The following is a 19,947-nucleotide window of genomic DNA, read 5'->3' on the forward strand; positions in this document are numbered from 1 at the left end:
GATGGACGCCCTCGAATCCCACCCCGTACCGGACACGGTCGATCCGAACGGGTGGCGGCTCCACGTCACGGGCGCGGTCTCACAACCGCTGAGACTCGCTCTCGAGGACCTGCGCGCGCTCCCTTGCGGGGACTTCTCCGACGATTTCACCTGCGTCGAGGGGTGGCGAGCCCGGGACCTCTCGTGGCACGGGGTCAGCGTCGGGTCCGTCCTGGGACGTGCGAAGCCGACACAACACGGCACAGACGTCCTCGTTCGGGCGATGGATGGCGACTACGCGAGCTCGTTCCCGCTCGACCACGCACGCAGTGCACTGATCGCGATCGAACTCGAAGGCGAAGCGGTCCCCCTCGAACACGGCGGGCCTGCCCGCCTCGTTCCGACCGGAGGCGATGCAGACTGCTGGGAGAGCGTCAAGTGGGGCTCGGAGATCGAGGTCCTGACGGCGAACCCGACCGACCGCGACACCGCCGAGACGATCGCGTTGAACCGCGGTTCGACACCGACCGAGTAACGGCTCCGGGGAACTGCGCGCCCGAACTCGGGGACCGACGACGTCGCCGGGCGACGGGCAGTGCTTCGTCCCAAGGACCCGAACGATGCCCCCGTTCTCGGGATGGTTCCTGCTCGCGATGCCCGCACGTAGTCCATCGGATCTCGTTGGGTGCCGATAGTTTTACAAACCCAATTGTGTTTGCACAAATCGGATTGAGTATGTCCACAACCGATACCGTACACGACCGGTGGGAACTCGCCAGAACGGAGCTCACAGCCGCTCAGACCGCTTCAGCGGTGCTGACAGTCACCGCACTCGGCTTCGCGCTGCTATTCGTTCAGGACCCGATGGTCCACGACGCGATGCACAACTTCCGGCACGCGGCGGGCATCACCTGTCACTGAAATGTTCGTCGAGTACCTGACGAGGGGAGTGAAGGCCGGGCTCGTCGCCGGCGCGGTCTTCGGCGTGCTGCTGGCGCTCGTCGCGAACCCGATCGTCGGGTTCGCCGACGAACTCGGCCACGAACACGGGGAACACGGCCACGAAGACGGGAGCCACGGCCACGAGGAGACGACCGCGGCCCACGACGATGCCGGACTCTCCGTCAACCGGGGCGTAAGCGTGCTATCGGGCGTGCTGTGGGGGGTATTGCTCGGCGCCGTCGGGTTCGGCGTCGCGTTCTACTTCCTGGAGCCGATCGTCCCCGGCACCGGAGCCGTCCGGAGCTACGTCTTCGCGGCCGCCGGGTTCCTCACGGCCTCGGGCGCGCCCTGGCTCGTCCTGCCGCCGGCGCCGCCGGGGACCGCCCACGCGCTGGACGTCCAAACTAGAATGATCCTCTACGGGGTCATGATGGCCGCCGGCGCGGCGGCGGCGATCGCCGGGATGGTGCTGTACGACCGACTCCGGGGGGACCGTGGACGGGCGGTCGCCGTCGCGGTCGGGCTGCTCCCCGTGGGGGCGCTGCCGGTGCTCGCCGCCGCAGTTCCGGCGGATCGGACGACTGTCGCGCTGCCGTCGGAGCTCGCCGCCGGCCTCGTCGGCCTGGTCGTCTTCGGACAGGCGCTCATGTGGCTCGTCCTCGCCACCGTCCACGCCCGGTTGCACGGCGCGGAGGCGGGTGACACCGCGGCGCCGACCGACTCGCGGTCGGGCCATGCCGTCGGGGGCGACTGATGCGCGATCGCACCGACGAGGTGTACGAGAACGGGTTCACCGACCACGTGCTCGTCTGCACGAACGCCCGCGACTCCGAGTACGCCGCCTGTGCGGACGCCCACGGCGACGCGGTCCTCGAGGCCGCGAGGTCGTGGCTGAAGAAGCGCGGCGTGTTCTGGTCACGCGTCCACGTCGCGGAGACGAGCTGTCTGGGCCTGTGTAGCGCCGACGGAACAGCCGTCGCGGTCCACCCGCGCGGCCGGTGGTTCTCCGACGTGGTGCCCGAGGACGTGCCGGACCTCCTCGCGACCGTGTTCGGTCCGGACGCGTCGGACCTCGGCCGATCGCCCGAAGACATGGAGGTGCCGCCGCGGTAGGATCGGTCGCCGCAGTCGATGCCGACGTGAAATGGAGATCGTTGCGACCGAGGAGCCCCGGGTCCGTCGACCCAAACGCAATTCTATTTGTTTTAACCCAAACCAAATTGTTATGTGGGCGCGTCCGTCTTGTGAGCCTGATGCCCCGGATACCGGAAACCAGGCTCCCGCACGACGCGAAGGCGGGACCGACGAAGCCCGAGGTGCGCGCCGTGACCGTATCGAAACTCGGGCTCACCGAGACGGATCACTTCGTCGAGGTGGGCTCGTGCACCGGCGCCGTAACCGTCGAGGCGGCCCGCCGCGCGGGCCGGGTCACGGCGCTGGAGCGGTCGCCCGAGAAGCTCGACGTGACGCGGAAAAACCTGGCAGCCAACGGGCTGGCGGACGCGAATATCGAGCTCGTCGCGGCCGAGGCGCCCGAGGGACTCCCGGCCGACGCCGACGCGCTGTTCGTCGGCGGCTCCCGGAACTTCGAGGCCGTCCTCGACCACGCCGTCGAGACCGACGTCGCGCGGGTCGTGATGAACGTCTCCCGGCTGGAGACGGCCGGCCGGGCGGTCGAGGCGTTCCGCGAGCGCGACCTCCTCGACGAGGTCGTCCAACTGCAGGCGAGCTACGGCTACGAGCTGGCCGGCGCGACGAGCTTCGAGTCGGAGAACCCGGTGTACGTGATCACGGGCGGCACCGGCGACGCGTCGGCGGACCGCGGCGGGGTGAGTGCGTGACCCTCTACGGAATCGGGCTCGGGCCGGGCGCGGCCGACCTGATCACGCTGCGCGGCCGACGGATCTTGCGCTCGGTCGACACCGTCTACACGCCGGGGCGGCTGTCGCGGTCGGTCGCCGTCGAGCACGTCGCCGAGTCGACGCTCGGCGACCTCGACTTCCCGATGACGCGCGACGAGGACGAACTCCGGCGCGCGTGGCGCGAGGCGGCCGCGGAGGTCGCCCCCGTCGCCCGCGACGGCGACGCCGCGTTCGTGACGCTGGGCGATCCGAACGTCTACTCGACGTTCGGTCACCTCCGGCGGACGCTCGACGCGTTTCACCCCGACGTGGCCGTCGAAACCGTCCCCGGCGTCTCGGCGACGACGGCGTTCACCTCGGCGCTCGGCGTCGAAGTCGAGGCCGGCGCGGGACTTGCCTTGCGCGAGGCGGCCGGCGGCCGTTCCCCGACCGGTCCCGACCGAATGGTGCTGTTCAAGGTGACCGACGCCCCGGCGACCCACGAGGGGCTCGTCGACGCCGGGTACGAGGTGACGTACGGCCGGCGGCTGTTCATGGAACAGGGCGAGACGGTCGTCACCGACGATCCCGAGGCGATCGCCGACCGGGACTACTACACCCTCGCGTACGCCCGGCGACCGAACGCCGGCGAGGAGCCGGCGACCGCGGCGTTCGCTGAGGCCGAGCGCGACGCGAGGGGCGACAGCGAGTCCACGGACACGGAGGCGGTCGACGGATGAGCGACGCCGTTCCCGACCCGGCGACGGACGTGTTGGAGGAACGCGAGGGGATCCCATTCGTCGGCGCCGGCCCGGGAGACCCGGGGCTGCTGACGGTGCGGGGTCGGGCGCTGCTCGCGGACGCCGACCTCGTCGTCCACGCGGGCTCGCTGGTCAACAGCGAGCTGCTGGACGCCTTCTGCGACCACGCCGAGCAGGTGAACTCGGTCGGGAAGGACCTCGAGGAACTGATCCCGCTGATGCGCGACGCCCATGAGGCGGGCCGCACGGTCGTGCGCCTCCACTCGGGCGACCCCGCGATCTACGGCGCGGCGCTGGAGCAGATGGACGCACTGGAGGCCGAGGGCGTCCCCACCTACTTCGTTTCGGGTGTCACCTCGGCGTTCGCCGCGAGCGCGACGCTGGGCACCCAACTCACCCTCAACGAGGTGGCGAACCACGTCGCGTTCACCCGGCCGCAGGGGAAGACCCTGAGCCCGGAGGAGGATCACATCTCGGAGTTCGTCGGGATGGGCGACGTGACCGTCTGCATCTATCTGGGCACCCACGCGGTCCGCGAGACGATGGACCGTCTGCTGGATGACGGCGTCGACCCCGACACGCCGGTCGCGGTCGTCTATCACGCCTCCTGGCCCGACGAGGACGTGATCCGGGGGACCGTCGCCGACATCGCCGACGCCGTCGAGGACGCGGGCTACCGCGCCTCCGCGCTCGTGGTGATCGGCGAGGCGGTCACCGGCGGGGGGTACGAGCGCTCGTACCTCTACGGCGACTGGGCGAACGGCGGGAGCGAGGTCGAGCGCGAGCGAGACCTCGATTCGAGCGGGGAACGGAGTGACCCGCGAAACGGGGACGACGACGAGGACCCCGCCGCCGACGGAGGCGACGGGGGCGACGAGGACGGTGGCGATGCCGCCGACAGCGACTCGATCACGGAGGGATACACGCAATGAGCACGGACGACGACACGACGGAGACGACAGAACCGACGGACGCCGACGGCTCCGACTCGGGGGGCTCGCACTGCTCGACGCCCGACTCCGACGGCGAGGTCGCCGAGACGCTCGGGATCGTCACGTTCGAGCGAAAACGCGAGACTGCCGAGGAGATCAAGGAGGGCCTGGCCGACCGCTACGAACGCATCGACCTGCTGGAGTACCACGGCGACGTGTTCGCCGAGCACTGGGGCGAGTACGACGTGTTCTGCGGGCTGATGGCCAGCGGCATCGCCATGCGAAAGACAGCGCCCCTGCTCGACGACAAGTGGGACGACCCCGCGGTCGTCGTCGTCGACGAGGAGCTCACGTGGGCGATCCCCCTGACCGGGGGCCACCACGGCGCCAACCAGGTCGCCGACGACCTCGCGTCGCTGGGGGCGGTTCCGGCGATGACGACGGCCAGCGAGGCGGCGGGCAAGCAGGGCGTCGAGGAGCGCGCGAAGGCGCTGGACGCCCACGTCGTCAACGGCGACTCCACGGTGGCGACGAATCTCGCCGTCCTCGACGACGACCTCGGCCCCGTCGCCAGGCTCGACGGCCCACGGGCGGTCCTCGTCGGCGACGACGTGACCGTGCTGAAGCGCAACAGCGACCCCGAGGACGGCGTCGTCCTCGGGACCGGCTCCGTCTCGGGGGCCGACGCCGAGCAGTTCGAGGCTGCCTGGGAGCGAGCCCTCGACGAGGCCGACGCCGACTGGGGCGACGTGGAGTTCGTCGCCACGGGTACCCGCAAAGAGGAGGAGCCGGGATTGCTGGAGGCGGCCGAGAACCGCGACCTCGGGGTCGTGAGCTTCGAGAAGGAGGCGCTGGAGGCGTTCGAGGGCCCGACGCCGTCGCGCTCGAAGGAGCTGATCGGCTGGCCCGGCATCTCCGAGGCTTCGGCCATCGCCGCCGGCCGCGAGCACGAGCTCGTCGTCGAGAAGATCGGCCACGAGGACAGCGTCACCGTGGCGGTGGGGCGATGAACGGCGGGTCTCCCCCGAATACGTCGCTCCCAGAGTCGCGCGCGGCCGCCGGCGGCGACCCCGCCGGCGAGGCGCCCGAGGCGTACGGCACGCTGTACGTCGTCGGCATCGGCCCGGGGCTCCCCGGCGAAATGACCGACCGAGCCCGACGGGTGATAGAGAATGCCGACTGCGTGATCGCCTCGAACCTGTATCAGGCGTTCCTCCGAGATGACGGCACTCTCCCGCCGGAGGAAGAGCAGGCAGACAGTGATCAGGAACTCGTTCGCTCGTCCATGGGCAAGCAGGTCGAACTCGCGCGGGAGGCGTTCGAGCGCGTCCGCGACGGCGAGGACGTGGCGCACGTCTCCGGCGGCGACCCGAACGTGTACGGGAAGTCCGACTTGCTGTTCACGATGGCCGAGGCGGAGGAGGCGACGGACGTGCCCGTCGAGATCGTCCCCGGCGTCACCGCGGGGTTGAGCCTCGCGGCGACGCTGGGGGCGCCGCTGTCGAACGACTTCTGCACCGTCTCGCTGTCGGACAAGTGGCGCGGCTGGGCGGAGATCGAAGAGAAGCTTCGGGCGGCGGCGATCGCAGAGTTCGTCGTCGTCCTGTACAACTGCTGGCGCGACTACGAGCGCGCGATCGCGGTGCTCCGCGAGGAGCGCCACGACGACGTGCCGGTCGCCATCGTCAACGACGCCGGCCGCGGCGACGCCGGCCGCAACGTCGACGGCGAGACGTACACGCTGACGACGCTCGGCGAGGCGACCGACCACGACGAGGAGGTCGGCGGGATGGGCACCTCCATCCTCGTCGGCACCCACGAGACCGAGGTCTGGACCAACGACTACCGCGAGTACCTCGTCACGCCCCGCGGCGGGCGCGACGTGGACGACTTCTGAGACATCACACACCACAACAAAATCATGAGCGACGACACCGACACCACCTGCGGCGGTTCGACGGACGGCGAACGGGACACCACGGACGACGCGAGCGCGTGCGGCGCCGCGACCGACGGCGGGACGGCGACCGACACCGACGGCTCGGGCACCACCGCATCCGATTCGGCCTGCGGCGCGTCGAGTTCCTCCGGATCGGAGGGATCCGGGTGCGGCGGCTCCTCGTCGGCGACCGACGAGAAGGTCGAGGCCCGCGTCGACGACTTCGACGCCGACCCCGGCCGACTGGTCGCGGTCGGGCTCGGTCCGGGCCACGCCGACGGCATGACGGCTCGGGCGAAATCCACCCTCGCGGACGCCGAACACATCGTCGGCTACACCACCTACATCGACCTGATCCCCGACGAGATCACCGAGCAGGCGGACGAGCTGTACGACACGCCGATGTGCGGGGAGGTCTCCCGCACGGAGGAGGCGATCGACCGGGCGCTCGCGGGCAACGAGGTGGCGATCGTCGGCTCCGGTGACCCGAACGTGTACGCCCTGGCGGGGCTAACCTTGGAGATCCTCGAATCGAAGGGCGCGACCGCCTCGATGGTCGACTTCGAGGTGGTCCCCGGGGTGCCGGCGGCGCAGTCCTGTGGCGCGCGGCTCGGAGCGCCCCTGGTGAACGACTCCGTGTCGGTCTCGCTGTCGGACCACCTCACGCCGATGGAGGAGATCGAATCGCGGCTCCACGCCGTCGCCGGCGAGGGCTTCACGATCTCCATCTACAACCCATGGAGCCGCAAGCGCCGGGAGAACTGGGAGACCGCATGCGGGATCCTCCGCGAGCACCGAGACGACGACACCCCCGTCGGGATCGTCCACGGCGCGGGTCGCGACGACGAGGCCGTCGAGATCACCACCCTCGGCGAGCTGGAGTCGTACGGCGAGACGGACCTCGTGGACATGACGACGACCGTCGTCGTCGGCAACGAGGACACGTACGTGTGGGACGGCCGGATGGTCACCCCGCGCGGGTACGAGAGCAAGTACGACTACTGAGATGACCGAACACGCACGCTACACGGTCACGGTCGACCGCGACGCCTGCGACGGCGTGTTCGCGTGTCTCGTCCGCGACCCGCGGTTCGTGGAGGACGACGACGGGCTCGCGGGTATCGACCCCGAGGCCGCGGCATCGTTGGAACGCACGGACGCGACGGTGACGGCGACGTTCGCGGACGACCGACGCGGGGACGCCGAACAGGCGGCCGCCGCCTGTCCGCTGGACGCGATCGCCGTGCGCGACGCCGCGGACGCGGAGGTGGAGCCGTGAGCGATCCCGTCGAGGTCGCCGACTCGGTCGAGGGGGAGCCCCCACGGCCGGACGCGCCGGACGATCTCCTGCGGTCAAGGCCCGCGACGGCGTACCTGTGGGGCCGCGTCGCCGCCGACGGCGCCGTCGCCGACGGGACCGTCACGGTCCGCGCGGGAGACGCCGACGCCGCCGACCGGATCGCGGCGCTGTTCGGGACCGCAGACACCGACCTGACGAGCGGAGTGACCGAACGCGAGTACGCCCACAACACGGACGTGACTCGAACGAGCGACGAGTACGTCGTCACGGCGGAGACGCCCGCAGCCGACCGCGCGGCCGCGGCGTTCGGACTCCCGACCGCCGGCGACGAGTCCGGCGGCTACCGCTTTTCGGCGCTCGACGACCATCGCCGACAGCTCCTTCGCGGCCTCGCCGAGGGCTGCGGCACGGTGTGTTTCAAGTCGGACTCGAACGCGGTCGGCATCTCGTTCGTTCACGACGATGAGACGCTACTCGCGACCGTCCGCGACCATCTCGACGCCGCACCCGTCGACGCCCCCTACGGCGACCTGAACGAGTCCTCCTCGGGCGGCTACTGGTTCGGCGTCGCCGACGAGGCCGGCCCCGAACTCGGCGAGTGGCTGTACGAGGGCAGCGTGGAGTCTGGACTGTTCGCTCCCCAGCGCCGACGCAAGACCCGCAGGAGCATCGAGCGGGCCCGGGAGAGCTCCACCGCCGGTGGCGACGAGGGCGTCGCCGGCGACGGAGGGTCGACGTGAGCAGCGAGACCGCCCCAACCCCCTCGTCGCTGTCGAACGAGGCGGTGCTGCTCGTGGGGCACGGCTCCCGTCGTGAGAAGTCGAACGAGCAAGTGCGGACCCTCGCGGCCGACCTCGAATCCAGGCTCGGCATCCCGGTCGATGCGGCGTTCCTCGAACTCGCGTCGCCGGCGATCGACGAGGCCGTCGCGGGCCTCGCGGGCGCCGTCTCCCGGGTTTCGGTCGTCCACCTGTCGCTGTTCGCCGCGAGCCACGTGAAAAACGACGTGCCGCTGGCCGTGAAGCGGGCTCGCGCCGAGCACCCCGACCTGGAGATCCGCAACGGCGCGCATCTCGGGGTCCATCCGGCGATCCTCGACCTGCTGGACGACCGGGCCCGCGCCGCCGAGCGCGAGCTGGGCGTCGACCGCGCGGACGACGAGGTGGCGGTCGTGCTGTGCGCCCGGGGCTCCTCGGACCCCGACGCCAACGCGGACGTGCACAAGCTCGCCCGCCTGTTGTACGAGGGCCGGGTGTTCGACGATGTCCGCGCGACCTTCATCGGCGTTACCGAGCCGACGCTGGACGAGACACTCCACGCCGTCGCCCGTGAGCGACCCGACGCCGTGATCGTCCTCCCGTACATGCTCGGCGACGGCGTCCTCACGGGTCGTATCAAGGACGGCGCCGCGGAGTTCGACGAGGAGTACCCCTACGTCGAAGCGGCGCCGGGCGAGCCCCTCGGGACCGACCCGCGTCTGCTCGACGTACTCGGGGACCGCTGGCAGGAGGCACGAACCGGGAGCGTCGAGATGTCCTGTGACACCTGCAAGTACAAGGTGGAACTCGACGGCTACGAGGCCGACGAGGGCGGCGCGCGGGCGATGCTGCGCGCGCTGACCCACAGCGCGGCTCACGCCGACCGCGAGAACGTCGACGACGACCCGCACGCCCACGACGCCCCCTCCCACCACGTCGCCGTCTGCACGAACCAGACGTGCGCGGCCGACGGTTCGCCGGCGGTCCTCGAGCGACTCCGGCAGGCCGTCCGCGACTCCGACGCCTGCGACGCGCGTGTCACCCGAACCTCCTGTCTCGACCAGTGCGGCGACGGCCCGATGGTGGCCGTCTACCCCGACGGCGTCTGGTACGGCGGCGTCGAGGAAGCCGACGCCGACCGCATCGTCTCCTCGCACCTCGACCGCGAGCGCATCGTCTCCGACCTCGTCCACGACACGCTACAATAATGAGCTGCCTCGAACTCGAAGCCCTGCGACTCGGCCTGATGACCGTCCTCGGCACCGACGATCGCGCCGCCCGCGAACACGCCGAGAAGGAACTGGAAGGTGAGCTGGAGGGCCCCATCGAGGGCCTCGCGACCGCCGAGACGCTCGACGGCCTCCGGCGACACCTCGACGCCGCGCTCGTCGACCTGGAGGAACAAGTCGCGACGCTGGACGACGACGATCCCGAGGCCGACTACGTCCGCGGCCGACTCGTCGCCGTCCGCGACGCCGAGCGGAGCCTCGAGCGCCTCGCGACACACGGCGAGGGCCTGCTCGACGGTCTGGGCGAAACCCACCACGACCTACACGATGCCTTCCCCGTCGAGGAGTGACGCGGCCGGCGTCGGGCGGCAGTCGCCCGCTCCCGCCGTCGCGTTCGACACCCACGCCGCGGTCTCGCTCGGCGATATCGATGCGTGCGGCTCGCGCCAGCGGGGCCGACGTTCGGCGGTCGCGCTGACGGACGACGTGGTCGTCGTCGGGACCGCCGCCGGCGACCTTCGGGCGTTCGAGCGGACGGCAGGGAACGGCGACGACGCGGTCGGACCCGAACGCTGGCGCCGCTCAGGCGAGGAGCCGGTCGTCGCGCTGACGCAGTTCGACGGCGGCGTCCTCGCGGGCACGCGCGGCGAGCGCGGCACGATCGCCCTCGTCGACGCCGACGGAACCGAACGCTGGCGCGTCGACGGCGCCGCGGACGTGGGACCGCCGGCGAAGGAAACACGGTTCTGGCTCCCGTTCGTGGCCGCGCTCGCGACCGACGGATCGCGAGCCTACGCGGCCCTCAGGCGCTACGAGCGACGCGGCATGGGCGACGACTCGACGGCGGACGACGCCGACGGCGTCGACGACGAGGACAAGTCGAACGGAACCGCCCGGCGGTTCGAGAGCGTCGTCTACGCGCTCGATCCCGACGGAATCGTCCGATGGAAGTACGCCGCGCGCGCCTCGCCGATCGCCCTCGCGACGGACGGCGACCGGCTCGCGGTCGCGTACAACCGCTGCCCGGAGCCGGACGCCCACCGCGACGGGCTGGTCGTCCTCGACGCCGAGCACGGGGACGAGCGGCTCCGATGGGACCCGCGTCACGCGGCGGACGCGGCCGCCCCAGCCGAGGCCGACCGTGCCGTCGGTGACGTGGCGCTGACGCCCGACGGCTACGCCGTCGCGAGTCACGCCGACCGGCGTGGGTACCTCCTCGACGGAGATGGATCGGTGACAGCGAGGCTCGATCTGGGCGCGACAGTCGAGCGCGAACCCACAGGTGAGACCGACGACGGGGAGCCCGAGCGGGTGTACGCGTACCCGAACCACGTCATCGCGAACGACGGCGTCGTCGCGTTCGTCCTCGGCAACACCTTCCCGGAGGCCGGCCGCGAGACCGCTGCCCGCCACCCGGCGGAACACACCGCCGTCGGCGTATCCCCGGACGGGACCGAGTGGTGGCGCGCTTCTGTCGGGGGATTCGCTCACCACGTTGCGAGCGCCGACGGAACGCTGGTGGTGCCGACGGCACAGCACTTCCGTGACCGCGACCCGGCCGTCCACGGCGTTCGATTACTCGATCTCGCGGACGGATCGACGACCACGCTTCGGACGGACGGCGTCGCCACGGCGGTCGCGATTGCCGAAGCGGAGGTCGCCGCCGTCGAGGAGCCAGTCACGTACCACGACGGCGTCGCCGATGGGCACGGGGCCTATCGGCTCCACGGCTGGGGGCGATAGGATGCGGGAGAAGCGGGCTGACTCGGAGCGACACGCGTGTGGGACCGCGCCTGAGAGGGCGAGGGCGTCAATCCTTCCCGGCGGCGTCAGCCGCCCGGTCGACGCGGTCGGCCGACAGCGCGGACAGCGGGACGCGATCGCCGCCGGCGGCTTCGACGAGCGTCGGCACAACGCCCTCCAGCTCGCCTGCATCGACCACCAGCGTCCGGTCGACGGCCTCCCGGAGCCGCTCAGCGGCAGCCCGAACGGCCGCGGTCGGCCGCTCGCTCCCGTTCGCGCCGCCGTCGGTGACGACGACCGCGAGCGCCGCCTCCGGGTCCGCGCGGGTGCACACCTCGGCGGCGGTGTCGAGGCCGGCGGCCAGCGGCGTGCGGTCGCCGGTCGGGAGGTCCTTGAGGTGACGGGCCGCTCGCCCCACGTCATCTGTCGGCGGCAGCAATACCTCCGGGGAGTCGCCGGCGACGCCGACGAGCGCGACCGCGTCGCGGTGTTCGTAGGAGTCGCGCAGCAGCTCGACGGCGACGCCCTTCGCCGCCCGCATCGGGCCGCGCATCGACGCCGAGGCGTCGACGACGAAACACACCAGCGTCTCGGCGTCGCCGGCGCGGACCGACCGGCGAAGGTCCCGCGACGCCACCCGGTCGCTGCCCCGGCGAGCGGCCGCCCGGACGGACGCGCCGGCGTCGACGCGGTCGCCTGCTGTCGGATCTGCCCGCTCGGTGCGCACCCGAGCGCCGCGGCCGTCCGCGCTCGGCGCGGCGTCGCCTCTGCCGCCGGCGCCGTCGGAGGCGCGTCCCGGGTCGGTGTCCGGCGCCTCGACCTCCGGCGCGACCGCGTCGCCGACGTCCGCCCGGGTCGATCCGGGAACGATCGGCGTTGCCTCCCCCGCGCTCTCGTCCCCGCCGTCGTCGGCACTCTCGGAGCCGTCCTCGGATCCCCCGTCGGTCTCCGAAGGGTCGGGCACGTCCGACGCGGAGGATCCCTCCGCGGCGGAGGTGTCGGCCCGCTCCGGCTCGGATCCCGGGGAGTCGTTCGCGTCGCTGTCCCGGGGCTCACCGTCGTCGGTGACGGGACCGTCGAGGTCCGGCGAATCGGCGTCGCCCGAGTCCGCCTCGCTCTCGGATCTGTCGGCGTCTCCCCCCGAACCGTCACCATCCCGCCCCTGATCGTCGCCGTCGCCGAGGCGGTCGTCGATCAGCTCCTCGGCGTCGGGGGCGTCCTCGAAGGGATCGCTCCGCAGACGGTGGGGGAGCGCCCACGAGAGCGACGTCCGGATATCGCCCTCGATGACGCGGGAACGCTCGTCGAGCGCAGCCAGCGCCCGAGCGCACCGGGCGGCCGCGATGTCGCCCCGGTGACCGTCGAGGCCGGCGTCGCGACACGTCTCGACGATCCGGCGGACGAACGAATCCGGGAGGTCCACCGTCGGAAGCCGCTCATGGGTAGCTGCGACGGCCGCCGCGGGGTCACGGATCGACTTGCCGGACGACGGTCCGTCGGACCCCGAGGCGTCCTCGGCCCCGTTGTCGACGCCGAGCGCCCGGTCCACGACGGCGACGCGGTCGGCTGTGTCGTGCAGCCCGGTCACCTCGACGGCGAGGTCGAACCGGTCGCGCAGTTGGGGTCGGAGGTCGCCCTCCTCCGGGTTCATCGTCCCGATGAGGGTGAACTCGGCGGGGTGGCTCCGCGAGACGCCGTCGCGTTCGACGGTGTTGACGCCGGAGGCGGCGGCGTCCAGCAGCACGTCGACGAGGTGGTCGTCGAGGAGGTTCACCTCGTCGACGTACAGCACGCCGCGGTTGGCTCGCGCGAGCAGTCCGGGCTCGAACGACGCCTCGCCGTCGAGGGCGTCCGCGACAGACAGCGAACCGACGACCGCCTCGCGGGTCGCCCCCAGCGGCAGCGTGACGAACGGCGCCGGACGCGTCGCGACGGGCACGCTCGCGCGCCGGCGACACTCGGGGCACTGCCTTGCGCGATCGTCGGGGGGACAGCCGAACGGGCAGTCGGCGACGACGCGTCGCTCGGGGAGCGCCCCGGCCAGCGCGCGCCCCAGCGTCGACTTCCCCGTCCCCTTCTCGCCGCGCACGAGCAGCCCCGAGAGGTCGTCGTGCGCGCCGACGGTCACCAGCGCCCGCTTCAGCTCCGCCTGCCCGACCACGTCGCCGAACGCGGCGTCGGGCGTGGGCGGCCCGGTTGCACGGCCTTCATCAAACACACTTGCAGTACCACAACGAGGATTTAGAAACCTTATGACGACGATCGGACTGTACACGGCGACGGAGAACGAACTCGGCGCGGTGGCGACGGCCGTCGACGAGACGGCCGTGTCGCTGGCGGCGCGCTCGAAGAGCGACCTGAGCGACCCCACCGACGTGGACGCCTTCTGCGACGACCTGGAGGCGGCAGACGCGGCAGCGGTCGTCCTCTGGCTCCACGGCGGGGTCGACAGTATGCCCGGCTACGAGCGGGCACTCGACCGCCTCGGCGACGCGGGGATCCCGGTCGTGGTTCACTCGACCGGCGACGCGTTTGCCGCCGAGGACACCACCGCCGACCCGGAGACTGCCGGGACGGTCCGCGAGTACCTCGAACGCGGGGGCGCGGCCAACGCCGCCAACCTCCTGCGGTACCTCGCGGACACGTACGGCGACCCCGACGACGCCCCGCCGGAGGGCTACGAGTACGACGACCCCGTCGCGCTGCCCTCGGAGGGGGTGTACCACCCGGATCATCCGAGCGCGAGTTACGAGGAGTTGGTCGCGACGTTCGATCCCGACACGCCGACGGTCGGCGTCTGGTTCTACGAGTCCCACTGGACCCACGAGAACACGCGGTACGTCGACGCGCAGGTGCGCGCGCTGGAGGACCGCGGCGTCGACGCGCTCCCGGTGTTCTGCAACCCCGCCGGCGAGGAGGAGGGCTGGGACGCCGAGCGCGTCACCGACGAGTGGCTGCTCGACGCCGACGGCGACCCCGTCGTCGACGCGATGCTCTCGTCGTTCATGTTCGCGCTGTCGATGGACGAGCGCGGCCGCGACGCCGACGACGAGGGCAGCGGTGCCGAGGACGTGTTCCTCGACCGCCTCGGCGTCCCGGTGATCCAGACGGTGACGACGATGCGCTCGCGCTCGCGGTACGCGTCGAGCGATACCGGGGTCATGGGCTTCGAGCTGGCGCTGTCGGTCGCGCTCCCCGAGTTCGACGGCAACGTGATCACCCACCCCATCTCCGGCAAGGAGCGCACCGACGACGAGGCGGGGATCGGCTCGGCGCCGAAACAGCACTTCCCGATCGACGACCGCGTCGAGCACGCCGCGTCGCTGGCGGTCAACTGGGCCCGCCTGCGACACCTTCCGAACGACGAGGCCGACGTGGCTGTCGTGCTTCACAACTACCCGCCCAGCGACGACGGGATCGCCACCGCCTTCGGGCTCGACACGCCCGAGAGCACCGCGAACCTCCTTGCGGAGCTCGACGAACGCGGGTACGATCTGGGCGAGACCGGGAGCGACGACGGTCCGCCGGCCGACGGCGCGGACCTCATCGACTCGCTCACGGCCCAACTCACCCTCGACGACCGCTGGGTCGCCCCCGAGGACGTGCGCGAGCTCGCCGTCGACACGGTCGCGCCCGACACCTACCGCGAGTGGTTCGCCGACCTGGACGGCGGTTTTCGCGGGAACGTCCGCGAGGAATGGGGCGAGCCCCCGGAGCGCCCGTTCGCGATTCCCGGTGTCGAGTTCGGGAACGTCCTCGTCACGGTACAGCCGCCGCGAGGGTTCGGGATGGACCCCGAGAAGGTGTACCACGACTCCGACCTCCAGCCGCCCCACGACTACGTCGCCTTCTACAGCTGGCTCCGCGAGACGTTCGACGCCGACGCGGTCGTTCACATGGGGACCCACGGGTCGCTGGAGTGGCTCCCGGGCAAGACGGTCGGCCTCGACGGCGAGTCTGCCCCCGACCAACTCGTCGGCGACCTGCCGAACGTCTACCCGTACGTGATCAACAATCCGGGCGAGGGGACACAGGCGAAGCGCCGGTCGTACGCCGCCGTCGTCGACCACCTCACGCCGCCGATGGCGAACGCCGGCACGTACGACGACCTCGCCGAGCTGGAGGAACTTGCCGAACAGTATCGGGAGGCCGGAACGACCGCCGCCCGCGGCGACGAGGGCGAGCGACTCGAACGGCTGATTCGGGAGAACGTGGACGAACTGGATCTGGCCGTCGAACTCGGGGTCGCGGGAACGGTCGACGAGGAGGTGGACGTGCGCGGACCCGAGGAGGCCGGGACGACGCTCGCGGAGGGCGAGGTTGCCGGCGACGACCTCGCTGTCGACGACCTCGTCGAGCGGATCCACGCGTACCTCACCGACGTGAAGACCACCCAGATCCGGATGGGTCTGCACACGCTCGGGGAACCGCCCGCGGGCGACCGGCTCGTGGAGTACCTCGTCGCGCTCACCCGGCTGGAGAACCCCGGCGCGCCGAGCCTCCGCGAGTCCGTCGCGGGTGTCCTCGGGATCGACTACGACCGCATGCGCGAGGAGCCCGGAACGTACGACGATGACCTCGGGATGACGTACGCCGCGGCCGCCGACCGCGTCCACGAGGTGAGCTGTGATCTCGTCCGGACGCTCGCCGAGCACGGATTCGACGTGCCGGAGTCGGAGCGGGAGGCCGCCCCCGACGACGAGGTCCGCGCCCGAGGCGGGGACGTGGCCCCCGCCGAGGTGAACATGAACCTCCTCGTCGTCGATGTCGATCCCGTCGGCGACGCACGGGCGAAGTCGGGGGCCCACGACGACCTCCGCGAGGTCCTCGCGTACGTCTGCGAGGAGGCGGCCCCGCGCGTCGTCGGCGCCCGCGCGGAGGTCGGCAACGTCGCCGACGCGCTCGCCGGCGGGTACGTCCCGCCGGGCGGCAGCGGCGCGCCCACCCGCGGCGGTGTCGACCTGCTACCCTCGGGCCGGAACTTCTACACGCTGGACCCGCGGAAGGTCCCCGCCCGCGCCGCCTGGGAGGTGGGACATGAGGTCGCCGACGGCGTTCTCGACCGCCATCTCGACGAAGAAGGGGAGTACCCCGAGGAGATCGGCGTCGTCGCGTGGGGCACCCCGACCGTCCGGACGCGCGGGGAGACCATCGCCCAGGTGCTCGCGCTGATGGGTGTCAAGCCGGTCTGGTCGGACGCCGGACGCGTCGAGGACGTGGAGCCGATCCCGCTGGAGAAACTCGACCGCCCACGCATCGACGTGACCACGCGCGTCTCGGGGCTGTTCCGGGACGCGTTCCCCGCGGCCGCAGGAGTGATCCACGACGCCGTCGACGCGGTCGTCGACCTCGACGAGCCGCCCGAGATGAACTACGTGAAGAAGCACGTCGAGGAGGAAACCGCGGAGCTCACCGTAGCCGGGGTCGACGACTCCGAGTCGGCCGCCCGCCACCGCGTGTTCACGACCAAGCCGGGCGGCTACGGCGCCGGGACGAACAAGGCTGTCGACGAGGGCACCTGGGAGGACCGCTCGGATCTGGCCGAGGTGTACACCCAGTGGGGCGGCTACGCGCTCGGCAAGCGCGGTTCCGTGAGCGAGGCCCACGACGCGTTCGCCCGACGGCTCTCGGGCGTCGAGGCGACCGTCAAGATCGAGGACACCGACGAGCAGGACGAGTTCGACTCCTCGGACTGGTACGCCTTCCACGGCGGATTCATCACGGCCGTGACCGAGCACGCGGGCACCGAGCCCGCCTCCTACGTCGGCGACTCGGCGGACCCCGACGACGTGCGCGTGTACACCAACGAGGAGAAGGTGCGGAAGACGATGCGTTCGCGTGTCCTGAACCCGCGCTGGCTCGACTCGATGGAGGAGCACGGCTACAAGGGCGCCGGCGACCTCTCGTCCACGGTCGATGTCGTGCTCGGCTGGGACGCGACCACGGGCGTCGTCAGCGATACCCTCTGGGAGGCCGTCGCCGACGCGTACGCCTTCGACGACGAGCGGCGCGAGTGGATGCAGGAGGTGAATCCCTGGGCGGTCGACTCGATCGCAGACACGCTCTTGGAGGCGATCGACCGCGATCTCTGGGACGCCGCCGACGAGACGACCGAACGCCTCCGCGACCTCAAACTCCGCAACGAGGGCGCTATCGAGGAGCGACGGACCGACGACTCGGACGCGCTTGCGGAGTTCGCGGACGACGACTGACGCGTGGGGACGTGTCAGAACGTGCGAGGACACACGAACACACACGAGACAAACGACGATGACCGACACAACCGACGCGACACGAACCGACGGCGAGGGATCGAGCGACGACGAACCGACCGACCGCGAGGCGTACGCCGACCTCGGGGCGACGACCGAGGCGGCGATGGACATCGCCGAGACGAGCATGGACCGCGTCCACGAACTCGTCCCGCAGGTGACGCTCGCCGACCGCCTCCGGGCGAAGGCTGTCCACGCGACCGGGGACCCGGAGTTCCAGCACCTCGTACGTTTCACTGGCGCCGATGAATACGAGCCGGTCCGCGCGGGCGCCCGGGCAGTCCTCGACGAGCGACCGATCGTGACCGACATCACGATGGTCAAGGCCGGGATCACCGGTCGCGGTCACGACTGCGAAGTCCGCAAGGCGATCGGCAACGGAGCGGAGCTTGCCGCCGAGACGGGAATGACACGGACAGCGGCTGCCGTGCTCGAACTCGATCGCGAGGGTGTCTACGACGGTGCGGTCGCGGTCGTCGGCAACGCGCCCACCGCGGCGCTGGCGCTGGCCGACTGCATTGAGGACGGCACCCGCCCGGCCGTCGTCGTCGCGACACCCGTGGGCTTCGTGAAGGCAGCTGACTCCCGCGAGCGACTCCGGGAGGTGTGTGACGAGTACGGCGTCCCTGCGGTGACGAACGTCGGCCGGCGCGGCGGGAGCGGTCTCGCGGCCGGATTGACGAACGAGCTTGTCCACGTCGCCAGCGACGTTCGCGAAGGGGAGGTCTCACTGGAAACCTCGGAACGGTCCAGCGGCGAGGGAACGGAGCCGCGAGACGGGGAGGTGGATCTGTGAACGCATCCGACGAGGACCTGACACTTCCTGACCGCCCAGGCGTCGCAGCGAGCGCGAGTCCGGAGGCTGGCGCCGGTGACGACGCGACTCGATCGGTTCACGCCGTCGGGATCGGTCCAGGGAACCCCGACTTCCTGACACGACGCGCGGGGGACCTCCTGGCCGAGGCCGACGTGGTGGTCGGGTTCGGGACGGTCGTCGACTACGTCGCCGACGAGACCGACGCTGAACTGCTCACCTGCGGCTATCGTGACGAACGGGAGGCGCTGGCCCGATTCGGTCGCCGCGTTGCCGACGGCGAGGTCGGTGTCGCCGTCCTGATGGGTGATCCGAACCACTCGGGCTACCAGTTCCTCGGAAAGGTGGAAGCCGCCGTCGATGGTCCTGTTCGCGTCATTCCGGGAATCTCCTCGGTCCAGATCGCCGCGAGTCGCGCACGCACGCCGCTCGAAGACTCGACGTTCGTGACGCTGCACGTTCGCGGGGATGTAACCGCGAGCCTCGACCGCCTGGCCCGCGATGTCGGCGACAGACACCTGATCGTCATCCCCCGCCCCTACGACTGGATGCCGGAGGATGTTGCGGCCCGACTCGTCGATGCAGGCGGCGATCCGGAACTCGACGCGCTCGTCCTCGAACGGCTGACCCATTCGGACGAGTCGATCATTCGGACCGAACTGGGGACGCTGGCGGTCGATGCGGGCGGCGACGGCCCTGATGACAGCGATTTCTCCGACTTATCGGTCTTGGTCGTACGCAACTGACTGCACAAACCGTACAGGTTCATCCATCGGCATGATGTTACGCTAGATGCATCTCGCTCACATCGTGTGTTCCGAATTGGAACGGTTAGAGCGGGTGATCCTCCGAATTGTTCGGAGAAAGCCTGATACTAGCCTCTGTTCGGTGGTCGTTTGCTCAGCGATATCATATATCGTTATGTGATTTATCACTGGTCCATGCTGGCTCGTCGGGGCACGACAACCACGTTTTGACACGAGCTGAGTCGGACATCTGTGATACCAACTCATGTCTGAAGCCATGGATCGGCCACTGCGGTCGTTCCGATGGTATCGCAGACGGCTGTCTTCGCTAGTTCAGCTATCCAATTTCGTCTGAGTCGTCCGGGTCGCAACCTCGCGTAGTTCACAGTCAGCCCTGTACGGCTGATGTTGTCTCCTCGGACGGACACAGTGGTCAAAATCGGAGTTGTGATCTCGACCACCCTCAGGATCGAATCTGCCGCAGCGATGTTCTGGGATCTCGTCGTGTCGCTGGTCCTCGCCCGCGAAAACCACGCCTGTCACCGATGTTGGGTACGGGGATCGCGTCCGTTTTGTCTTATCGGTGGCGATGCGGGTCCAAGACTTCCGAGCCACGCTTCGGTTATGTTGCTCGCACCTATTTCACAATAGCTGAGGCACCTCAGGTAGATGTCTCACCTATCGTATTGGC

19 protein-coding genes are annotated in these 19,947 nt (G+C 70.6%); 18 read left to right on the forward strand and 1 reads right to left on the reverse strand.

Annotated elements, in window-relative coordinates; all coding sequences use genetic code 11:
- Position 1: 1 nt before the first annotated feature.
- The 15 genes from K6T50_RS18705 (at position 2) to K6T50_RS18775 (ending at position 11,424) form a co-directional block, all read left to right on the forward strand.
- Positions 2-514 carry a molybdopterin-dependent oxidoreductase gene (locus tag K6T50_RS18705; protein ID WP_222609342.1) on the forward strand — a complete coding sequence of 171 codons (513 nt, stop codon included), beginning with the start codon at positions 2-4 and terminating at the stop codon, positions 512-514.
- Between the two features lie 200 nt (positions 515-714).
- Positions 715-900 carry a CbtB domain-containing protein gene (locus tag K6T50_RS18710; RefSeq protein ID WP_222609343.1) on the forward strand — a complete coding sequence of 62 codons (186 nt, stop codon included), beginning with the start codon at positions 715-717 and terminating at the stop codon, positions 898-900.
- Between the two features lies 1 nt (position 901).
- Entirely contained in the window at positions 902-1,675 is a 774-nt protein-coding gene (locus K6T50_RS18715) for a CbtA family protein (protein ID WP_222609344.1), read from the forward strand.
- Positions 1,675-2,034 carry a (2Fe-2S) ferredoxin domain-containing protein gene (locus K6T50_RS18720; protein ID WP_222609345.1) on the forward strand — a complete coding sequence of 120 codons (360 nt, stop codon included), beginning with the start codon at positions 1,675-1,677 and terminating at the stop codon, positions 2,032-2,034. Before K6T50_RS18715 ends, K6T50_RS18720 begins: the two co-directional genes overlap by 1 nt.
- 149 nt (positions 2,035-2,183) lie before the next feature.
- Positions 2,184-2,762, forward strand: coding sequence for a precorrin-6Y C5,15-methyltransferase (decarboxylating) subunit CbiT (cbiT, locus tag K6T50_RS18725; RefSeq protein ID WP_222609580.1), 579 nt, complete (start codon positions 2,184-2,186; stop codon positions 2,760-2,762).
- Positions 2,759-3,502: a cobalt-factor II C(20)-methyltransferase gene (locus tag K6T50_RS18730; RefSeq protein WP_222609346.1), complete on the forward strand. Its 744-nt coding sequence runs from the start codon at positions 2,759-2,761 to the stop codon at positions 3,500-3,502. The genes cbiT and K6T50_RS18730 overlap by 4 nt, the downstream gene beginning before the upstream one ends.
- Positions 3,499-4,455, forward strand: coding sequence for a cobalt-precorrin-4/precorrin-4 C(11)-methyltransferase (locus tag K6T50_RS18735; protein ID WP_222609347.1), 957 nt, complete (start codon positions 3,499-3,501; stop codon positions 4,453-4,455). The genes K6T50_RS18730 and K6T50_RS18735 overlap by 4 nt, the downstream gene beginning before the upstream one ends.
- Positions 4,452-5,465, forward strand: coding sequence for a cobalt-precorrin 5A hydrolase (gene cbiG / locus K6T50_RS18740; protein ID WP_222609348.1), 1,014 nt, complete (start codon positions 4,452-4,454; stop codon positions 5,463-5,465). The genes K6T50_RS18735 and cbiG overlap by 4 nt, the downstream gene beginning before the upstream one ends.
- A complete protein-coding gene (locus K6T50_RS18745) occupies positions 5,462-6,352 on the forward strand; it encodes a precorrin-3B C(17)-methyltransferase (protein ID WP_222609349.1) in 891 nt (296 codons plus the stop codon). Before cbiG ends, K6T50_RS18745 begins: the two co-directional genes overlap by 4 nt.
- A gap of 24 nt (positions 6,353-6,376) precedes the next feature.
- Entirely contained in the window at positions 6,377-7,399 is a 1,023-nt protein-coding gene (gene cobJ, locus K6T50_RS18750; RefSeq protein ID WP_222609350.1) for a precorrin-3B C(17)-methyltransferase, read from the forward strand.
- 1 nt (position 7,400) lies between these two features.
- Positions 7,401-7,673: a ferredoxin gene (locus tag K6T50_RS18755; protein ID WP_222609351.1), complete on the forward strand. Its 273-nt coding sequence runs from the start codon at positions 7,401-7,403 to the stop codon at positions 7,671-7,673.
- The gene (locus K6T50_RS18760) at positions 7,670-8,434 is read left to right on the forward strand and encodes a cobalamin biosynthesis protein (protein ID WP_425601418.1); all 765 of its coding nucleotides are present in this window, start codon (positions 7,670-7,672) and stop codon (positions 8,432-8,434) included. Before K6T50_RS18755 ends, K6T50_RS18760 begins: the two co-directional genes overlap by 4 nt.
- A complete protein-coding gene (locus K6T50_RS18765; RefSeq protein WP_222609352.1) occupies positions 8,431-9,660 on the forward strand; it encodes a CbiX/SirB N-terminal domain-containing protein in 1,230 nt (409 codons plus the stop codon). The genes K6T50_RS18760 and K6T50_RS18765 overlap by 4 nt, the downstream gene beginning before the upstream one ends.
- The gene (locus K6T50_RS18770; RefSeq protein ID WP_222609353.1) at positions 9,660-10,031 is read left to right on the forward strand and encodes a DUF3209 family protein; all 372 of its coding nucleotides are present in this window, start codon (positions 9,660-9,662) and stop codon (positions 10,029-10,031) included. Before K6T50_RS18765 ends, K6T50_RS18770 begins: the two co-directional genes overlap by 1 nt.
- A complete protein-coding gene (locus K6T50_RS18775) occupies positions 10,009-11,424 on the forward strand; it encodes a transcriptional regulator (RefSeq protein ID WP_225935475.1) in 1,416 nt (471 codons plus the stop codon). Before K6T50_RS18770 ends, K6T50_RS18775 begins: the two co-directional genes overlap by 23 nt.
- A gap of 67 nt (positions 11,425-11,491) precedes the next feature.
- Here the strand turns inward: K6T50_RS18775 and K6T50_RS18780 are convergent, their stop codons facing one another.
- Positions 11,492-13,642 (reverse strand): ATP-binding protein, encoded by a 2,151-nt coding sequence (locus tag K6T50_RS18780; protein ID WP_222609354.1) that lies wholly within the window; start codon positions 13,640-13,642, stop codon positions 11,492-11,494.
- Between the two features lie 34 nt (positions 13,643-13,676).
- Between K6T50_RS18780 and cobN the strand changes: the two genes are divergently transcribed.
- From cobN to K6T50_RS18795, 3 genes are read left to right on the forward strand one after another with little or no spacing between them, the layout of a single operon-like run.
- Positions 13,677-17,636, forward strand: a complete 3,960-nt coding sequence (gene cobN, locus K6T50_RS18785) for a cobaltochelatase subunit CobN (protein ID WP_222609355.1) — start codon at positions 13,677-13,679, stop codon at positions 17,634-17,636.
- A 58-nt stretch (positions 17,637-17,694) separates the two neighbouring features.
- Positions 17,695-18,492 carry a precorrin-8X methylmutase gene (locus K6T50_RS18790; protein ID WP_222609356.1) on the forward strand — a complete coding sequence of 266 codons (798 nt, stop codon included), beginning with the start codon at positions 17,695-17,697 and terminating at the stop codon, positions 18,490-18,492.
- The gene (locus K6T50_RS18795; protein ID WP_222609357.1) at positions 18,489-19,256 is read left to right on the forward strand and encodes a cobalt-precorrin-7 (C(5))-methyltransferase; all 768 of its coding nucleotides are present in this window, start codon (positions 18,489-18,491) and stop codon (positions 19,254-19,256) included. Before K6T50_RS18790 ends, K6T50_RS18795 begins: the two co-directional genes overlap by 4 nt.
- Positions 19,257-19,947 lie beyond the last annotated feature (691 nt).

Source organism: Halobaculum magnesiiphilum, assembly GCF_019823105.1.
GTDB classification, from domain to species: Archaea; Halobacteriota; Halobacteria; order Halobacteriales; family Haloferacaceae; genus Halobaculum; species Halobaculum magnesiiphilum.